General features: G+C 42.4%; 17 protein-coding genes. 6 read left to right on the top strand and 11 right to left on the bottom strand.

Going from position 1 to position 16,403, the window contains the following annotated elements; genetic code table 11:
• Positions 1-46: 46 nt before the first annotated feature.
• The 6 genes from ACSLBF_RS20665 to ACSLBF_RS20640 all read right to left on the bottom strand — a co-directional run bounded on the left by ACSLBF_RS20665 (position 47) and on the right by ACSLBF_RS20640 (position 5,337).
• A complete protein-coding gene (locus ACSLBF_RS20665; RefSeq protein WP_440056521.1) occupies positions 47-664 on the bottom strand; it encodes a glutathione S-transferase family protein in 618 nt (205 codons plus the stop codon).
• A gap of 209 nt (positions 665-873) precedes the next feature.
• Positions 874-2,460, bottom strand: coding sequence for an AbgT family transporter (locus ACSLBF_RS20660; protein WP_440056520.1), 1,587 nt, complete (start codon positions 2,458-2,460; stop codon positions 874-876).
• Positions 2,461-2,695: 235 nt separating this feature from the next.
• Positions 2,696-4,180 (bottom strand): FAD-binding domain-containing protein, encoded by a 1,485-nt coding sequence (locus tag ACSLBF_RS20655; protein WP_440056519.1) that lies wholly within the window; start codon positions 4,178-4,180, stop codon positions 2,696-2,698.
• Positions 4,173-4,502 (bottom strand): hypothetical protein, encoded by a 330-nt coding sequence (locus ACSLBF_RS20650; protein ID WP_440056518.1) that lies wholly within the window; start codon positions 4,500-4,502, stop codon positions 4,173-4,175. The genes ACSLBF_RS20655 and ACSLBF_RS20650 overlap by 8 nt, the downstream gene beginning before the upstream one ends.
• Positions 4,495-4,758 (bottom strand): DUF3081 domain-containing protein, encoded by a 264-nt coding sequence (locus ACSLBF_RS20645; protein ID WP_440056517.1) that lies wholly within the window; start codon positions 4,756-4,758, stop codon positions 4,495-4,497. The genes ACSLBF_RS20650 and ACSLBF_RS20645 overlap by 8 nt, the downstream gene beginning before the upstream one ends.
• 42 nt (positions 4,759-4,800) lie before the next feature.
• Positions 4,801-5,337 carry an isochorismatase family protein gene (locus tag ACSLBF_RS20640; RefSeq protein ID WP_440056516.1) on the bottom strand — a complete coding sequence of 179 codons (537 nt, stop codon included), beginning with the start codon at positions 5,335-5,337 and terminating at the stop codon, positions 4,801-4,803.
• Positions 5,338-5,460: 123 nt separating this feature from the next.
• On the opposite strand from ACSLBF_RS20640, the gene ACSLBF_RS20635 reads away from it, so the two are divergent.
• Positions 5,461-6,396: a ribonuclease Z gene (locus ACSLBF_RS20635; protein WP_440056515.1), complete on the top strand. Its 936-nt coding sequence runs from the start codon at positions 5,461-5,463 to the stop codon at positions 6,394-6,396.
• 24 nt (positions 6,397-6,420) lie between these two features.
• Here the strand turns inward: ACSLBF_RS20635 and ACSLBF_RS20630 are convergent, their stop codons facing one another.
• Complete coding sequence (locus ACSLBF_RS20630) at positions 6,421-9,117, bottom strand: ATP-binding protein (RefSeq protein WP_440056514.1); 2,697 nt, start codon at positions 9,115-9,117, stop codon at positions 6,421-6,423.
• A gap of 349 nt (positions 9,118-9,466) precedes the next feature.
• On the opposite strand from ACSLBF_RS20630, the gene ACSLBF_RS20625 reads away from it, so the two are divergent.
• From ACSLBF_RS20625 to ACSLBF_RS20610, 4 genes are all read left to right on the top strand, one after another.
• Complete coding sequence (locus tag ACSLBF_RS20625) at positions 9,467-10,930, top strand: flavin monoamine oxidase family protein (RefSeq protein ID WP_440056513.1); 1,464 nt, start codon at positions 9,467-9,469, stop codon at positions 10,928-10,930.
• Positions 10,931-11,080: 150 nt separating this feature from the next.
• Positions 11,081-11,251, top strand: a complete 171-nt coding sequence (locus ACSLBF_RS20620) for a hypothetical protein (protein WP_440056512.1) — start codon at positions 11,081-11,083, stop codon at positions 11,249-11,251.
• Between the two features lie 122 nt (positions 11,252-11,373).
• Entirely contained in the window at positions 11,374-11,580 is a 207-nt protein-coding gene (locus ACSLBF_RS20615; RefSeq protein WP_440056511.1) for a hypothetical protein, read from the top strand.
• Between the two features lie 154 nt (positions 11,581-11,734).
• Positions 11,735-11,887 (top strand): DUF1737 domain-containing protein, encoded by a 153-nt coding sequence (locus ACSLBF_RS20610; RefSeq protein ID WP_440056510.1) that lies wholly within the window; start codon positions 11,735-11,737, stop codon positions 11,885-11,887.
• A 97-nt stretch (positions 11,888-11,984) separates the two neighbouring features.
• Here ACSLBF_RS20610 and ACSLBF_RS20605 read toward each other — a convergent pair whose 3' ends face one another.
• The gene (locus ACSLBF_RS20605) at positions 11,985-12,311 is read right to left on the bottom strand and encodes a winged helix-turn-helix transcriptional regulator (protein ID WP_440056509.1); all 327 of its coding nucleotides are present in this window, start codon (positions 12,309-12,311) and stop codon (positions 11,985-11,987) included.
• Between the two features lie 87 nt (positions 12,312-12,398).
• Here ACSLBF_RS20605 and ACSLBF_RS20600 point away from each other — a divergent pair, with 87 nt between their 5' ends.
• The gene (locus ACSLBF_RS20600; protein ID WP_440056508.1) at positions 12,399-12,692 is read left to right on the top strand and encodes a YciI family protein; all 294 of its coding nucleotides are present in this window, start codon (positions 12,399-12,401) and stop codon (positions 12,690-12,692) included.
• Between the two features lie 199 nt (positions 12,693-12,891).
• Here ACSLBF_RS20600 and ACSLBF_RS20595 read toward each other — a convergent pair whose 3' ends face one another.
• The 3 genes from ACSLBF_RS20595 to astA form a co-directional block, all read right to left on the bottom strand.
• A complete protein-coding gene (locus ACSLBF_RS20595) occupies positions 12,892-14,208 on the bottom strand; it encodes a DUF2252 family protein (RefSeq protein WP_440056507.1) in 1,317 nt (438 codons plus the stop codon).
• Between the two features lie 289 nt (positions 14,209-14,497).
• On the bottom strand, positions 14,498-15,301 hold the full coding sequence (locus tag ACSLBF_RS20590) for a DUF1338 domain-containing protein (protein WP_440056505.1): 804 nt from the start codon (positions 15,299-15,301) through the stop codon (positions 14,498-14,500).
• 72 nt (positions 15,302-15,373) lie between these two features.
• A complete protein-coding gene (astA, locus tag ACSLBF_RS20585) occupies positions 15,374-16,399 on the bottom strand; it encodes an arginine N-succinyltransferase (protein ID WP_440056504.1) in 1,026 nt (341 codons plus the stop codon).
• Between the last annotated feature and the right edge of the window lie 4 nt (positions 16,400-16,403).

The following is a 16,403-nucleotide window of genomic DNA, read 5'->3' as shown; positions in this document are numbered from 1 at the left end:
CTATCTTGTGCCAAAGTCTCTCCAATGTACTTTGGCTTGCGCTTCATTAAGGGGTCGTTGCATCTACCGCCTTGGCAATCTCAGGGACGTTATTTAGTTGCTTGATGTAACCTTTTAGATTCTTAAATGCGGCACTGCGCTCTAAATACTGTTTTGCTCTAGCACAAATCATATATAGGTAACTGTCGCAAATAGTAAACTGATCTGAGAGCAGGTAATGTTTATCCTTAAGCATGTTATCAATCACTTTAAAGCTCGCATCCAAGCGCGTTTGTTGAGTTCTGATTAAGTCATCGTACATTAATGCACTTTGGGTATGTCGTTCTGGATAAGCGTAGATTAACCAATCGTTTTGTAGTGTTGAACTCATATAGTGTAGCCACTGTAAGCAGGTAGCCTGTGCCTCAAACGATGAGGGCAGTAGTGACTTGTCTTTATGCTTCAAGGCAAGATACTGACTAATTGCAGCACTATCAAACAAGGTAAATTTATCGTCGACTAGCGCAGGCACTTGTGCAGCTGGGCTGATTTTCATAAAAGAAGAACTGTGATGAACGTTTTTCTTCATATCGACGAGTTCAAGCTGGTAGGGTTCGCCAATCATTTCTAGCAGGATATGAGGGGCGAGACTAGCGCTTTGAGGATAATAAAACAGTGTGTACATAGATCACCTATGAATTGACTCATCAATTAGTAAAACGATCTTATTTGCCAAGAGACTAATTGAATGAGATTAAATTAAGACAGGCTCCTTCTTTGGTACGTCCTATTCAACCTTAGGTGAGTAATTGAAAATACTCAAATAAAAATGCCAGCAAAGCTGGCATTTAAATCAGATATTTTGACGAGCCTTACCTGCGTATGGACACAGACTTAAGGTTGGTAATAAATTGGTGAGTCAGGCCCAACTGGAAGGCCAAAGTAGAACACCCAAATATAGAATAGCGCAACCCAGCCAATGAAGAAGAACATGCTGTAAGGCAACATGGTGGCCACCAGTGTTCCAATCCCCATATCCTTTTTATACTTGGTGGCAACGGCCAGAATTAAGCCGAAGTAACTCATCATCGGGGTGATTAGGTTGGTGACAGAGTCACCAATACGATAGGCTGCTTGAATAGTCTCTGGAGCGTAGCCTACCAACATCAACATCGGCACAAAAATTGGTGCTGTTACTGCCCACTGAGCAGACGATGAGCCTAAACTGAGGTTGACAATTGCGCACATAAAGATAAACAAAATGAACACTTCTGGACCAGTAAGGTTCAACGCCTGAAGCAAAGCTGCGCCATTGATCGCTAAAATGGTGCCTAGATTAGTCCACTTAAAAAACGCAACGAATTGTGCGGCAAAGAATACCAGTACGATATACATGCCCATAGAGCTCATACTTTTACTCATGGCGTCGATCACATCGCGATCATTTTTCATGGTGCCAACGACACGTCCATAAACAAAACCAGGAATAGCAAAAGTAATAAAAATAATGACTACGATACCTTTTAAGAAAGGAGAACCGGAAACAGCGCCGGTTTCAGGGTGACGCAAGATCCCATTTTCGGGAATAATGGTTGAAGCTAAAACCAAGCCTAGTATTAAAAATGTCACACCGGCCCACTTTAAGCCACTTTTCTCTTTAGCTGAAAGCTTTTCAATACTTGTAGCAGAAAGGTCTATGCTGGCCTCATTTTCATTATATTTGCCGAGGCGTGGTTCAACGATTTTCTCTGTGACCAAAGTCCCGATGATAGCGATTAGGAACACAGAAATCATCATAAAGTACCAGTTTGCCTCTGGTCCCACTTGGTAATTAGGATCAATCATTTGCGCAGCGGGTGTAGTGATACCAGCCAGCAAAGGATCGATAGTACCTAAAAATAAGTTTGCACTGTAACCGCCAGAAACCCCGGCGAATGCAGCTGCAAGGCCTGCAAGAGGATGTCTGCCAAGGCTATGAAAAATCATAGCAGCAAGTGGGATCAGCACCACATAGCCGAGCTCTGAGGCGGTATTTGAGAGGATTGCTGCAAATACAACCATAAAAGTAACGAGTCGTTGTGAGGCACCCATAACCATACCACGCATTGCTGCGGATAAAAGCCCTGAGTGCTCAGCCACACTTACCCCCAACAGCGCCACAAGTACGGTGCCTAGCGGGGCAAAGCCTGTAAAGTTAGTGACCAAACCGGTCATAATGCGCTGCAAACCCTCAGCACTCATCAAACTCACCACTTTGATCACGCCATCACGGTCTGGTCTTGGATCAACAGCACTTAAGCCCATCCAATCTGCAACACCACTAAACACAATAATGGCGATACAGAACATAGCAAAAAGAGTGATAGGGTGAGGAAGCAAATTACCCAAGAATTCAACAGTGGCTAAAAAGCGGTTAAAAAGACCACTTTGTTTTTGTTGTTGTTCTTGATTATCAGCTTGCGTCTCTACAGCATTTGACATAGCTAAATTCTCAGTTTCTTAAAATGCCGCGAATAGTACCACTTTTATCTGAATTGGTCATGTGTAAGAGATGTGATGCTCGTTGCTTGGGATGAATTACAGGTAAAAAAAGGCACATCGAGGAGATGCGCCAAAAAGTCACTTAGTCAAAGTGTGTTAGAGCCTGTTTCTTTGTTACAAAAACAAGCTTGAAAGATCAGAACTATCTATTTAAACGCAGCTACCTAGAAATAGATCACAGTAAAGACAATTGATTTTGCATCGGGTCGTGTTTGTCTTTTGGACTAGGCTTTCGTTTGCTTTTGCGTTTTCGAGAAGCATGCTTACTGATCACTCTTTGTGTTTCTTGGCTATCTATGTGTGATTTATAGTATTCAGCAATTTTCTGTTTCGCAGCCTTGGCTGCCTGGTCGGGATCTAGTTCCGGTAATGTATAGAGATCTTCTTTAATGCCTGAAAACAACCAAGGTGTATGAATATAGCCGTCGGGCACATGAGCCAGTTCAGGAATATAGTGGCGGATAAAATGTCCCTCAGGGTCGTACTTTTTCCCTTGCACCACTGGGTTATAAATACGAAATGGGTTAATCCCCGTGGTGCCTGCTTGCATTTGCACTTGGGGATAGTGAATACCCGGCTCGTAGTCGATAAATAAGCTTGCTAAATGCGCAGCGGTTTTTGGCCAATCTAGCCATAAGTGATAGCTGGCGTATGCCATTAGCATTGCGCGCATGCGAAAGTTAATCCAACCTGTATCAATGAGCATTCTCATGCAGGCATCGACAAAGGGGACACCGGTTTCACCTTTCGCCCAACGCTGAAATTTCAGTTCGCAAAAGTCGTTTGCACGCATTTCGATTAAAGAGCGATGCACAGAGCGCTCGGCATAACAGGGTTCTGACTCTAACTTTTGTACAAAGTGACTATGCCAGTAGAGTCTAGACAAAAACCCCGAACGGTTACGGCTATGAGGTACTTGCTCAAGAGTTTGCTGTAATACTTGTCGTAAACTCAGCAGACCGTAGCACAGGTAAGGGCTTAGTCGTGAGCAGGCCTGTTGCGCTGTCACGGGACTGGAAATACCGTATAGATAGCGCTCAATACGAGCATTTAAGAACGAACTTAAAGTGCGAGTCGCGTTCAGATAGCCTCCATGCTGAGGATTACGTGCATAGTTTGTATCATTGCCGGGATACTCATCAAGCAAGCTCAGGCCTGAGTGATTAACAAGAAAGCTGTTCAGTTTACTCGGGATCTTCGTGATGGGGGCTGACAAAAACGCATCGGCTTGTGTTTGCCAATCGTCTCGGTTAAGTCTTCCTCTAAACACTGCCTGCTGCTGAAACTCCTTGATTTTAATACTTTTAGTTTTGCACCACGCAAATACCTGGCTGTCTCTTTGATAAGTCCAAGGGTTGCCTGTTTCTTGATGGCAAAATAGCGTATCAATTGCAATGTAGTTATGGATTTTCTCAAACACATCAATAATATTACCCTTGCGGATTGTGAGTGACGCACCTCTCTCAGCTAATAATTTGGCCAAGCCAAGTAGGCTTTCTCGGATGAAGCCAAATTGTCTGGCACTGGTGTCAGCGAGTTGCCAATATTGCGGCTCAATGATGTACACAAACAAGGTGGGATAAGCTGATGCAGTGGCTTCAAATATAGGCAAATGATCCTCGAGACGAAAATCACGCTTCAACCACACGACATTAATCATCTAATACGCCTTTGAATAATAAAGGGTAGCGACGCAATCGCTTACCAATATAATCGTCTGCCAGTAGTTGCTCACAAATACGATTAACATCTTGATCGACTTCAAACACCCACTCGAATCTGTCGACTGCAATCAGGAAACCACGTTTTAAGAACCGTTGTTGTTTATAGTAGGAAAGGTTGTTGCGAATAATGTTGAGTTTGCTTGGGTCGTCTTTTAAGCGAGCGACTACCTGCGTGATAAAACGTTTACTGTGCTCGCTTTCAGGGCGTACACGGTTGTTTTTACGCCCTCGGTTTGAAAATGGATAGTAGCTACTCATTGGCTTTGTTGTATATGTGTTTCAATTTATTGATGAAATCGTCTTTGTGCTTTTCGTGCTGATAGTCAAGGTGGTAAGTGTTATGAAAACCAGAGCGTAGCATTACTCCACTGCCTTGCAGATAAATTGTATAACCGTCGGGATCGGAGAATGCGGTAACACCTTCATAAAACTTACCGTTTTCGGTGCTTTCTCCATGCTGTTGAATATATTCAAAAACATTTAGTAAAAATCGGCTGTCGAGTTCATTTTTCATGTTTCACCTCAATCTGATAAACGTTGTAAGTGGCGTTGCAGATCACTTGATTAAGTTAGAAATAGATTTAAAGTGTGGGTTTTTTGCTGACGTAAGCCACTGAAATAGCGCTGATTCCAAGCTCATAAGTCGAGCACCATCGGCTTGCATTTGTGAAAGTGCCCATTGTGTGTGTTTACTGTTTCTGGAGCAGACACAGTCAGCCAAAATAACGACATTGAAGCTATCGTTCAGCAAGTCATTAACGGTTTGTTGAACACAAATATGGGTTTCTAATCCGACCACAATCAAGGAGTGTTTCTGCGTTGCTTTTACTTTTTGCTTAAGTTCATTATCCAGATAGGCACTGAACGAACATTTTTCAATGGCGGTGTGCTTGAAGGCGAGGAGCTTGTTCGCACTGTGACCCAAACCTTGTGGGTATTGCTCGAAAAGCAAAGTAGGAACACCAAGTATTTCAGCGGCAGTCAATAATGTTTCGACATTACTTTCTACGTCAGCGAAGCTGTCGATGTGAGGGCGAAATTTTTCTTGAATATCAATGACCAAAACTAGGCAGTCTTGAGCGTTTAAATTCATAAATAACTCCTTTGCAGTTAGCAAGAGTGAAAACGCTAGGTAAACTTCAGAGATAATCGCGAGTAGTACGCGGTTCTACTTGATATAGTGGTATTGAAAAACAACGAAGTAAATGGATTAGCGATGAAAGTTCACTTTTTAGGCACCTCATCCGGTAGCCCTTCAAAAACCAGAAATGTATCAGCGACAGGGGTGAGTTTTTGCAATACCAAACAATGGGTGTTGGTAGATTGTGGAGAAGCGACACAACATAGGCTATTAGCCAGTGAGCTGTCGTTGTATCACTTAGAGGTGATATGCATTACACATTTACACGGTGATCACTGTTATGGTTTGCCTGGGTTAATTGCTTCTATTGCTCAGTCTGGACGCACTCGTCCAGTTACCTTGATAGCGCCTAATGAAGTTATTGAATTTGTGAGAGCGACGCTGTCCATGACACAAGTTGAGTTAGACTTTGATCTGAAAATGCAGTCACTCGACACATTACCTAAAACCTCCGCATTTGATTTTTGCGACATTGAGGTTTCAGCGCTTCAGCATCGAGTGCCAAGTGTCGCCTATAAAATCACTGAAGTTAAAGTGCCCAAAAAGCTTAAGATAGAAAAGCTCAAAAGTGAGGGGGTTGAAACGGGGGCTCACTATAACGCGTTACAAAAGGGGCTCGACGCGATTTATGATGGTCGGAAGTTGCTCGCGATTGATTATACTTATCCTAGCTGGTGTCCCAGAAAAGTGGTGATTTGTGGCGACAATGAAAAGCCTTCGCTGTTAAAACCGGTTATCGCTGACATTGATTTACTCGTTCATGAAGCCACCTTTACTTCTTTTGATCTTAATAAAGTAGGCGGTCATACCGGCCATAGTGATGCAAAACGTATCTGTGAGTTTGCCAAAGCCGCGGGCGTTAAACATCTCATACTGACTCACTTTAGTGTTCGTTATCATGGCAAAGGCATGCTCAAGCCATTAGAAAAGGAAGCCAAACAATACTTCGATGGTGAATTGACCTTCGCGAAAGATGGCTTGGTCATAGCGGTTCCAGAAATCAGTAACTGACAACACTCGATAGTCAACAATGCGTTAAAGTTTTTGCTTGTTATCAATGGTCCGCATTAAAATTTCAGCCAGCCGCTCTCTATCAATGGGTTTTGCAAGGTGACTATTAAAGCCAATCGCTTCGGCTTGCGCCTTATGCTCGGGCATTACATCGGCGGTCAGAGCGATAATTGGCAGTTGAGATTGTGAGAACTTCTCGCGCACTTTGGCTGTAGCTTCATAGCCGTCTAATACCGGCATCTGGCAGTCCATTAGCACCATATCAAATGGTTCAGCTTGGATTGCTTCAACGGCTAGTTGACCATTTTCGACAATTTTTGGCTCGATACCGAATGAATTTAACATGGCGTTGATCACAACTCGGTTAACTGGATTATCCTCTGCCACCAATACTTTTAACCCGCTAATCGCAGATCCGTCAATATCTAAGGATGTTGCTTGAGGGCGCGTTCCCTCTGGTAAAGACAGTGTTATTTGAAAAGTCGAACCTTTCCCGAGTTTACTATTGAGGGTTAAACTGCCACCCATTAACTCAGTCAGCTCTTTTGATATAGCAAGCCCCAGTCCAGTACCACCATATTGGCGAGAAGTGGAGCTATCGGCTTGGCTAAAAGGAGCAAAAATGAGGTTTTGCTTGTCCTTATCAATACCTATACCGGTATCTGTTACGGTTATGGTTAAAGTGATTACGCCAGCAGTGGATTGAGCTTCAATATGCAACGTTACTTTGCCCACAGAAGTGAACTTAATTGCATTACTGCTCAAGTTGATAAGTATTTGTTCCAGTCGCAACATATCACCTTTTATCCAACACTCCTTGGGAAGCTGGTGCTCAATTTGCCAAGATAGTCCTTTTTCTGACGCAATTGAGGCAAACATGCTATCTAAGCGTTCCAGCAATTCCGTCAGGTTGAAATCATGTTCTTCTAATTCCATGTTGTTGGATTCGATTTTTGATATATCGAGAATGTCGTTAACGAGATTCAGTAAGGTGGTGGCTGCCAGTCCAATGCGTTTTATGTAACTTTGCAATTCTTCGTTCGATTGGCTTACTTTTGCGAGTGATGAAAACCCTATCACGGCATTTAATGGCGTTCTTATTTCATGACTCATGTTAGCGAGGAAACGACTTTTTGCTTGGTTGGCAAAATCTGATTCTTGTTTGGCTTGTTCTAACGATCTGGTTTTTATTTCAACAAGGTTATTTAGCGCTTCATTTTGCCGCATAAATAGCAGTACCAGCAAAGAGAGCAGGCTACAGATAGACACCTGTAAGATCATCAACATCAAGGTTTGTTGTAGATTTAAGCTTGCGATGAACTCATCTCTTAATCGAAGCTTCATTAACCATTTTTGTCCGGCAAAATGCAGAGTACGCTCCCCAATATACGGGTGATGAGAAGTTGAGTCAGTCTCTCGGTTCCGATAAAAAGGTTGTATTGAACCCATCTCATAAAGAGAGATATCGAGCATATTAGTATTACTTTGCGCCAAGGCTTGCGCTGCAATTATATTTGCGTCTACAACAATCGTTGCAAAGCCTTGTAATCTCGCAGAATTGATACTTCCTTCTACTGATTGCCCATAAACCGGAGTAAACAGTAAATAGGCAGGTTGTGGTGTTTTACTTTGCACCAGCTGCAAGATACCAGATGCCTGTGGTGCATTGGACTGTATGGCGGCATTGAGCGCAGCTTTTCGGTCTGGTCGTGAATAGACATTAAACCCTAAAGCATTGCTATTTTGCGCTTCAGGGGAGATATAAGTGACGACGACAAGCGGATCAGACTCCAGTAGCGGCGTGCCTTTAATATTAACGTTATCGCCATATAGTCTTTGCAGCTTGGCGTTTAACGCTTGGATCCCATCGTTGTTGATGTAGCGATTCCAAGATTGCGCTTTTATAAATGGATATTGCTGACGCAACTTATCGGCTTTAACTTTAAACTCGTCTAGGCTGATATCTGGATTTTTATGTATCACCGCCGCTAAATCGTAAGCAGCAACGAGGGTACGATCTAAGTATCGATGGAGTATATTCTCGACGACTTGAGCTTCCCGTTCTGCCACGCGTGCTGCATTTTTTTGATTGTTTTCTGTATATAAATAGGTGGTTAGAGCAACGGAACAAGTCAGCGCTAGACTACTAAACAAAGCACTCCAAGCTCGCGGTTTATTTCTATAGTCAACTAACCAAGGTTGCAGTAGCACCATGAGGATCGGGGTGATAAGTATGACGCCTAAGCTATCACCAAACCACCAGAACAACACGTTATTCCAATGACTATCGGCACTGTAATTAGGATTGAATAAGCTTAATGCTGAAACGCCAATATTGGCAGAAATTAGATTGACCGCAATGCCGACGAGTCCAATTGTGAAAAAGGCATGCTTTCTGGTGGTTGGAAAAATGGGGTTCCCTAACCATTTTCTTAGTAGCAAACCACCAACTAGGGCTTGTAGCATTGCGCCACTTGCGATCATGCTTACTTCTTTTAGTTGCAGCCAAGACAGACTTATGAAATCGCTAGTTGAGACACTCCAGTTGAAAAACGCTGACGCGAAAAATACCCCAGGGAGAAAGCGAAATCCAAAAAGATAAGTGCCAGTTAATGCAAAACCTGCCGGCAGCCAAATCGGCAAAACTTGTGATTGAACGGTGAAAAACAACAGTAAATGACCGCTGGTAATATAAGCGCCGACAAAGGATAGATAAAGCAAAGACCTTTTCCATGCGGATTTTATTGTAAGCAAGATTGGTTCACACAGTTGGATAGTATTGATTTGATTAAGTATAGCCAGAAAATTTAAAACTAAATGGTTATGTAGTTGTTGTGCGCCTTCGTTTTATAAACGATTAAAAGGGCAAGACATTAGCAGAGGTAACAAAAGTGTTTTTATTTGTTAATTTTTTTGCTTGCTTAGTACTGATTGTACCTTTTAAAATTCCAACCTGTGACTGAGGTGTGGTTTTCATTTTTAGGTTTTTGAAAAGGTATCGGACAGTCATGGTTGCGACCCGCTGACTTTACTGGGTCTGTGAAATATTAACTTTATTAGGAGCTTTATCATGAAATTTTGGGAAAAGGACTTTTTCCGTCAAGTAATTATGGTTTTATTTGTAACGACATTTTTAGCTGCATGTGGCAGTGAAAACAAAGATGTTGTTGAGCCACCTCCACTCGCAAAAACGAGGGATGCAATTATCGTAGGGGCAGGCTTGGCGGGTTTAACCGCTGCTTACGAACTTGAGCAACTTGGTTATTCTGTCACGGTATTGGAAGCGCGCGATCGAATTGGTGGGCGAGTCGCAACGATAGAAATGGGCGACAAGACGGGTGAAATAGGTGGAGAGTTTATAGATGGCGAAACGGTCCATAAAGAACTTCATCGCTATGCAAGTTTGTTCAACGTTGAACTTGCCGACACCGGCTATTGGGGAGATATAGAGAGCGGCGCATATTACATTGATGGGCAATTGGTAAGCTACACCGATTTTGAAGAAAATTATGACTCAGCGGTGGTAATCGATTTCAATCGGTTTAACGATCAACTCAGTATGCTAGCGGATGCAGTTCCAGACCCTGAAAAGCCAGCCCAGTTATCTTTGGCACAAGACTATGATTTGCAAAACGTACAAAGCTGGATTGACGATTTGCAGCTCCACCCAAGTGCTAAACAGCTTGCTGAGCAATTTGTTCGTGGCGAATTTGATGAACCGAGTGACCTCTCGTTATTACATTTAGCTCAGTATGCCAAGGTGTATGAAAATGTCTCGGAAGATGATGTTGAAGCGTTTCGTTTCTTAAAAGGTGGTCGGGCAATGGTGCAAGCATTTGCAGATAATATTGAAGGCGATATTTTGGTTAGTCAAGCTGTAACCAAAATTACTCAGGTCGATAATAAAGTAGTGGTAAATACCGTGACTGACAGTGAGTTTAGAGCTGATGTTATTGTTGTTACCGTGCCACTCAAGGTACTCAATAAGATTGCTTTCTCTCCGGCTTTACCAGAAGCAATGCGTCAAGCTGCCGACAATATAAACTACGGAACACACTCTAAGGTACTGCTTAGATATAGCAAACGCTTTTGGCTTGACCAAAACCTAGGTGGTGACACAGTGGTTGCCAGTTTACCTACAGGTTGGACTTGGGAAACGACAGAGCGTCAAGGTGGTGAAGGAGGAATATTAATTGCTTACACCTCTGGTGATTACAGCAAAATGCAACAGCAATGGACAGATCAGCAGATTATAGACGCGCGTCTTGATGAAATTGAGATAATGTATCCTGGATCTTCACAATACTTTGTTGAAGCCAAAGCGCAAAATTGGCTGAATGAAGAATGGACTAAAGGCGGCTTCCTTGCTTACGGACCCGGCCAAGTTACTAAGTATTGGGACTTGTTTAAAGCGCCGGTTGGGCGAATTTATTTTGCCGGTGAGCACACCGACACACTTTACTTAGGTTATATGGAAGGCGCGGTTAGAAGTGGCGTTACCGTAGCAGAGCAAATTGAAAAGTTAGGGTTATAGCGCTTGCTTTTTTTATGCACAATAGCTTCTTAATCGTTATTCATATCACTTAGATAATTTGACTATATTGTTCACTTTTATGGATATTAGCTTGATATGTACCTCATGAAGGGTCAAAATGCTGGTGGTTTTTTTAAAAGGAAATTAACTATGAAATTTAAATTAAATAAAAAGAGTATAAAAGTTCTTACTCAACAAGGTAACCAGTTACCATTTGCACAAACCCCTCTAATCGCTGGCGGTAGATTACCACACACAGTTGGTAAACATTACGATTGCCCTACATTAGACATGCGTTGTCCTTCAAGACGCGCTTGCTAATAGCGACATTCAATTACAACTCGGGCCGGTACTAGTAACAAGTACTAGCCAATCATTAGAAAGCAGTTATTAATCCCTAGGGTAAAGGGCTTAATATTAATCAGTTTAAAAGGAAATTTTAAATGAAACTTACACTTAATAAAAAAAGCATTAAAGTATTAAATAAAACCAATGGTCAGCTTCCTTTTGCACAGACTCCTCAGGTAGCTGGTGGCAGAATTGCTTCTTTAGTTAACGAATGTAATACGGCGTTATTGTGTCCGCAGACTATCCCTTGTAATTCAGCACTTGATATTTGTCCAACGATGATGGTTAAGTGCTTACCATAGTCTTTACTGGCTTGTAATCGGATTGTTTGAATTAAGAAAGTTGCTGTCATTTGGCTACTTTCTTATTAATAGTTCGAATTAAATAGTTTTATGCTGAACCGTTTTACTCAGATTTAATAATGCTTAGGTGTTTAGTATTAAAGCGTTGATTTGCATGCGTGTGTCAGAGTCGTTGAACAATGGTTGGCAATTATATGGTAGTTCAACACTCACTTTTAATAGAAATACGCCAATAGCGGGCCAAGCATTGGTGAAAGATGTGCCGGACGAAACATTTAGTCAAGACATTGATTTGAGATCGTCTTGAACTACAAACAAACAGCTATCAGTGATACAGCGCATAAAGCATTTATGTGAGCCTGTCGGTCAAGTTTGATATTTATCCGAGTAAGCGGCTTCAATCACTAGCTAAGTTGCTTTTCCCATTTAGCCGACCATTGCCTTAATGGGTTTAATGTCTCCATAAGGGAACTTCCTAACTCTGTAAGTAAATAACCATCAACGGATTTACTGATAAGTTTTGCCTCAGTGAGTTGTTTAATTCGAGTGTTTAGTACGGAAGGAGACATGTGGTCACATTGTGATTGTAACCCTCTGAAACTCATAGGTTGTTTATTCAGCTCCCACAAAATTCGCATATTCCACTTGCGGCCAAGTAGGTCGAAAACTGCCATGATAGCAACGCCGCTATCGGATCCTCTCACTGGGGAATTTGGTAATGGTGTCGTCATAATCCTTGCGCTTCTAAAAAAGTAGCGGTAAATTGCTACGGAAAAAGTAGCGATTATTTTAACTTATCTATCTAATAAAGCGAGGAAATGATGTTTTTAGTCGATATGACGTTTACCGATATTTCAAAAGTGACACCGGAAGTAACCGAGTTACACAAAGCCTATTTGGCGAAGGAATATGCATCGAACAACTTATTATTTGGAGGGCGTAAAGTCCCAAGAACCGGAGGAATTTTGATCTCTCAGCACGCGAGTAAGGAGGAATTATTGCACGTGCTGGAGCATGACCCTTTTGTGCAAACTGGTGTCATGGAATATACCATCACTGAATTTTCGCCCATGATGGCATCACAACCATACCAACATATATTGCTTGAATAAATCAAATAGACAAGGCGCTGTCTGAGCGCCTTTACTATTACATTTCAGCTGCGAAGCGAATATGCTATTTTGGCCACGACCACCGTTGCGTTCACTTGTAATAGCTAGCTATTACTGCATAAAAATGCCTTGGTATTAAAAGCGTCTTGAGTTCTTAAATGTTGACACTTTCAAAACCCTTATCCGCAGTAGAGGGTATTTAGGTATTATCGATTTTGCTAGCAAACCAGCGCCAATCGGCTTGTACCGTTTCGGCATAATGACTGGCTTGTTGAACTAAATTATCCACCACATCAGGGAAGTGTTGTAGTATCCCTTTTTGAAATTCTAGGGATCTCCTGTCTGCCCGCATATGTGATAATGCCAAAGCATGACCGCATGTGTGTGCATATTGGCTAAATCCAGCTTTATTTGCGGCACGCTTACCTATTGTTACATCTTCTGGACTGATCCCGACTTTAGCGTGATGTCTCGAACGAATGAGCCAATGACTTTCTTGCCAAAAAGCGCTATCTAAAATTAAATCGGCTCTTCGTTGCATTTTTCGCTGACAATTAACGGTCAGATGAGCGGGATTCAGCCGGTTTATCGGACTCAAGCCATCAAAAAAACGCAGCGGTGAAGCCTGTTGCTGTTGTTTAATCTCTACGATATGACATAGAGGTAAAATCGATTTGGTTGGTTTTTGCTGTAACGGTCCAACAAGCAAATAGTAGCGGGCGAGATGCAACGAACCGGTCCCTTGATCTACTCTGGCGACGCAGTCCAATATACTGTCGTCTACATACGGTGCAAACTCATGACACAAGGCTTGTTGCTGTTCAGAGTTTAAGCGCACAAATCTTAACTTATCATCGCGAAAACGCAGTGGTTTGGCATCTAAGTCGACTTCTTTTGCAAGGGTACTTTTAATCGTGAACGCAGCGCCACCAGCCATACGCTGTAGGCCTTTTTGCCAGCGTTTATGCAGAATGTGAGTTTGATCAAATTGGGTGAGTCCAGTGTGACTGTTTATTTCGTTTTTTAAAGACAATTCACAGGCGCTTAAATATCCAGCGATAAACTCATATTGCGCTTGGACTACCTGTTCTTTTGTCACTATAGGTTTGGTTTTGTCTTGTAAATCAATAGCGCTTTCTTTAATCCGGCAGCCTTCCAGCTGTGTTAAAGGTAAACTGACTAGAAATCGGAACACATCCCATACTGCATGGCCGACACAGGCATCATCAAAATCATTTGGTTCAAATATTAAGGTATCACCATGACTGCCTTCTTCGCTATGAAACCCAAAATTACTGGTGTGGCAGTCACCCATAATGTTAGTCAGTTCAGGTTGATATGCAGACTCAGGCAATTTAATGAAGCCGGACTTCAGGTCATGGTACATCAATGCTGCACTGCCTCTAAAGAACCTAAAAGGGCTCAAGCGCATTTTGTCGAACTTTAGGTTTTGGGTTTGAGGAAGAAGCCCTTCGTGTTGTTCAAAATAGGCATCTAATTGCTGGTGGCGATTCATGATGGAGTCCTCCAAATGATGATGTCTGTTGCACTTTTTCGCAGTACGCAGAAGTAAGTGGCTTTTTTTAAAGCTTGTACTTGAGACAAGTCAATGAAAGTGGCGAGACATCGATTACTCAAAGTTACTCTAGCTAGCCGCAATGACAGTTTTGTGTCAGTTCAAGACAATATAACAATTGTCTCTTATATGGGAAGGATAATTGAAATAGGAGATAAACCGTTTTGTACCTTTTATTGGGGGTAAAGGTAGAATACTCAGTGGGTATTCTACCTTAAGCTCGGTTTAACTATCGGGCATTGGTACTTTCAAAGATTTTGTCGGCTGATGCAGCAACAAAGCCGGTATAGATTTCGCCATCTGGCTTGGCATAGCGTAGTGCAAACTCGTAGAAGCAGCTCGGAATGCTGTATTCACCATCGCTAAACGTGACCAATTGGTGATCTGCAAGGGTTGATGACTGCTCTAACAGAACTTCAGGAGAGCCTTTGATTTCGCCGCCTGATGCGTTTAGCTCAAAACCATTGTCTTTTAATGCTTGGTTTACAGCTTCGATGGTTGTGAAGTTTTTCAAGTAATTGATACTTACCGTAAAGTGATTAGCACGGTAGCCCCATGCCGACATCCAAGCAGCATATTCACTCTCAGCTAGCAGCTTTTGATAAGTCTCGTGGCTTACTTGCCAATGGGTACCAGAATACAAGAAGTCATCGGCCGATACGGCATCTTCGTCAATTTGCTCAACCATTTCTTGGATGACTTTTTGCAAATCTTGCGAGAATTTATCGACCAATAGCTCTGAGATAAAGACTTTAGGTTTGCTTGGATCTTGATGTTCAAAATGCTTGGCATAAAGCTTTTTCGCTTCAAAATGATACTCGCCACACTCTTTGTAACCGACAGCTTTAAAATGCGCTGCTAGCTTTTCTAAGCCGACTTTTTCAATGTTGAATGTACGTAGTGCAATATGATCATTGATCACATCGTCTTGTTGGGTAGAGCCAAGCAGCTCATGGACCTTGACCGCTGAAGGTGTCACTTCTAGGTAGTTATCCCAAAGTTTTTCGAAAAGTGTATCTACGTTGTTGTGCATAATCGTTTCCTAAATTGTCGTCAGTGAATAATTTAAGCCTTTCAACAAGGCATTAGCACGACACTGAACGCGTTAAAGCGCAAATGCGTTTACCATATCACCAGAAGTCACATTAATCGCTTTTGCGACCTCTGCTGTCATTTGTATTTTTTCTTCAGCGGTACACAGATAGATTTGATCGCTGAAAGTAGCTTTAAATTCCTCTAGTAAGCAATTGGACACCGCCATTGGCCGAGTGTTTCTGGGTAAAGTATCGACGATTTCGACTTCACCACTAAAAGACTCTCTTACCGTACGAATGTTGTCTAGTTTAGCTTCCACCGTTGGACCTGCGTCAAATAGGTCAACATAACCTCGGTGTTCAAAACCTTCATTTTGTAGTAACCGCAGTGCAGGCTTGGTCTTTTCATGGACCTGACCAATAACCGCTTGTGCATCAGGCGACAGGAGATTGGCATAAATTGGGTACTTTGGCATCAGTTCGCAAATGAATACCTTATCACCAAGACCCACTAAGTAATCGGCCTGAGGAAATTCGATGCTGAAAAAGTGCTCTTGCAGCCATCGCCAAAATGGCGAATTACCTTGTTCATCACTGACTCCACGCATTTCAGCGATAATGGTATCGCTGAACCGTTCTCGGTGTTGAGAAATAAACGAAAAACGAATCCGTGATAAGAATCTACCTGCAAACCCTTGGCGGTGACTTTCTCTTAAAAACAGAGTGCATATCTCTGAACAACCGGTGTAATCGTTACACATGGTTAAGATATCAACCGTATTGTAGACATTTAACGTTCTTGAATGATGGACCGTCTTACCGAGATGATAGTGATACAGCGGCGTTGACATACCTACTGCAGCTTCGACAGCCGTAGTACCCACAATCTTGCCTTGTGAGGTATCTTCTAATACAAACAAATAGCCTTCATCAGCGGGGGATTTGACCGCTTTTGCGAAGCTAGCAACAGAGCGTTCAATTTTACTTGCCAGAAGTTCATCGTCTACAGGCAACGAGGTAAATCCGTGGCCAGATTCGACCGCGATGCGTTTAAGCGCATCGAAGTCGTTGTGTGTTATAGGTCTTAATACCAGCATGATA

The sequence above is a fragment of the Pseudoalteromonas sp. T1lg65 genome (assembly GCF_051930985.1).
GTDB lineage: Bacteria > Pseudomonadota > Gammaproteobacteria > Enterobacterales > Alteromonadaceae > Pseudoalteromonas.
Note: the sequence above shows the minus strand (reverse complement) of the source record. Positions and strands in the feature narration are given on the sequence as shown.

Bases quoted from the DNA above. Each gene is read 5' to 3' on its own strand.
- ACSLBF_RS20665 (WP_440056521.1), bottom strand. From the start codon at position 664: ATGTACACACTGTTTTATTATCCTCAAAGCGCTAGTCTCGCCCCTCAT.
- ACSLBF_RS20660 (WP_440056520.1), bottom strand. From the start codon at position 2,460: ATGTCAAATGCTGTAGAGACGCAAGCTGATAATCAAGAACAACAACAA.
- ACSLBF_RS20655 (WP_440056519.1), bottom strand. From the start codon at position 4,180: ATGATTAATGTCGTGTGGTTGAAGCGTGATTTTCGTCTCGAGGATCAT.
- ACSLBF_RS20650 (WP_440056518.1), bottom strand. From the start codon at position 4,502: ATGAGTAGCTACTATCCATTTTCAAACCGAGGGCGTAAAAACAACCGT.
- ACSLBF_RS20645 (WP_440056517.1), bottom strand. From the start codon at position 4,758: ATGAAAAATGAACTCGACAGCCGATTTTTACTAAATGTTTTTGAATAT.
- ACSLBF_RS20640 (WP_440056516.1), bottom strand. From the start codon at position 5,337: ATGAATTTAAACGCTCAAGACTGCCTAGTTTTGGTCATTGATATTCAA.
- ACSLBF_RS20635 (WP_440056515.1), top strand. From the start codon at position 5,461: ATGAAAGTTCACTTTTTAGGCACCTCATCCGGTAGCCCTTCAAAAACC.
- ACSLBF_RS20625 (WP_440056513.1), top strand. From the start codon at position 9,467: ATGAAATTTTGGGAAAAGGACTTTTTCCGTCAAGTAATTATGGTTTTA.
- ACSLBF_RS20620 (WP_440056512.1), top strand. From the start codon at position 11,081: ATGAAATTTAAATTAAATAAAAAGAGTATAAAAGTTCTTACTCAACAA.
- ACSLBF_RS20615 (WP_440056511.1), top strand. From the start codon at position 11,374: ATGAAACTTACACTTAATAAAAAAAGCATTAAAGTATTAAATAAAACC.
- ACSLBF_RS20610 (WP_440056510.1), top strand. From the start codon at position 11,735: ATGCGTGTGTCAGAGTCGTTGAACAATGGTTGGCAATTATATGGTAGT.
- ACSLBF_RS20605 (WP_440056509.1), bottom strand. From the start codon at position 12,311: ATGACGACACCATTACCAAATTCCCCAGTGAGAGGATCCGATAGCGGC.
- ACSLBF_RS20600 (WP_440056508.1), top strand. From the start codon at position 12,399: ATGATGTTTTTAGTCGATATGACGTTTACCGATATTTCAAAAGTGACA.
- ACSLBF_RS20595 (WP_440056507.1), bottom strand. From the start codon at position 14,208: ATGAATCGCCACCAGCAATTAGATGCCTATTTTGAACAACACGAAGGG.
- ACSLBF_RS20590 (WP_440056505.1), bottom strand. From the start codon at position 15,301: ATGCACAACAACGTAGATACACTTTTCGAAAAACTTTGGGATAACTAC.
- astA (WP_440056504.1), bottom strand. From the start codon at position 16,399: ATGCTGGTATTAAGACCTATAACACACAACGACTTCGATGCGCTTAAA.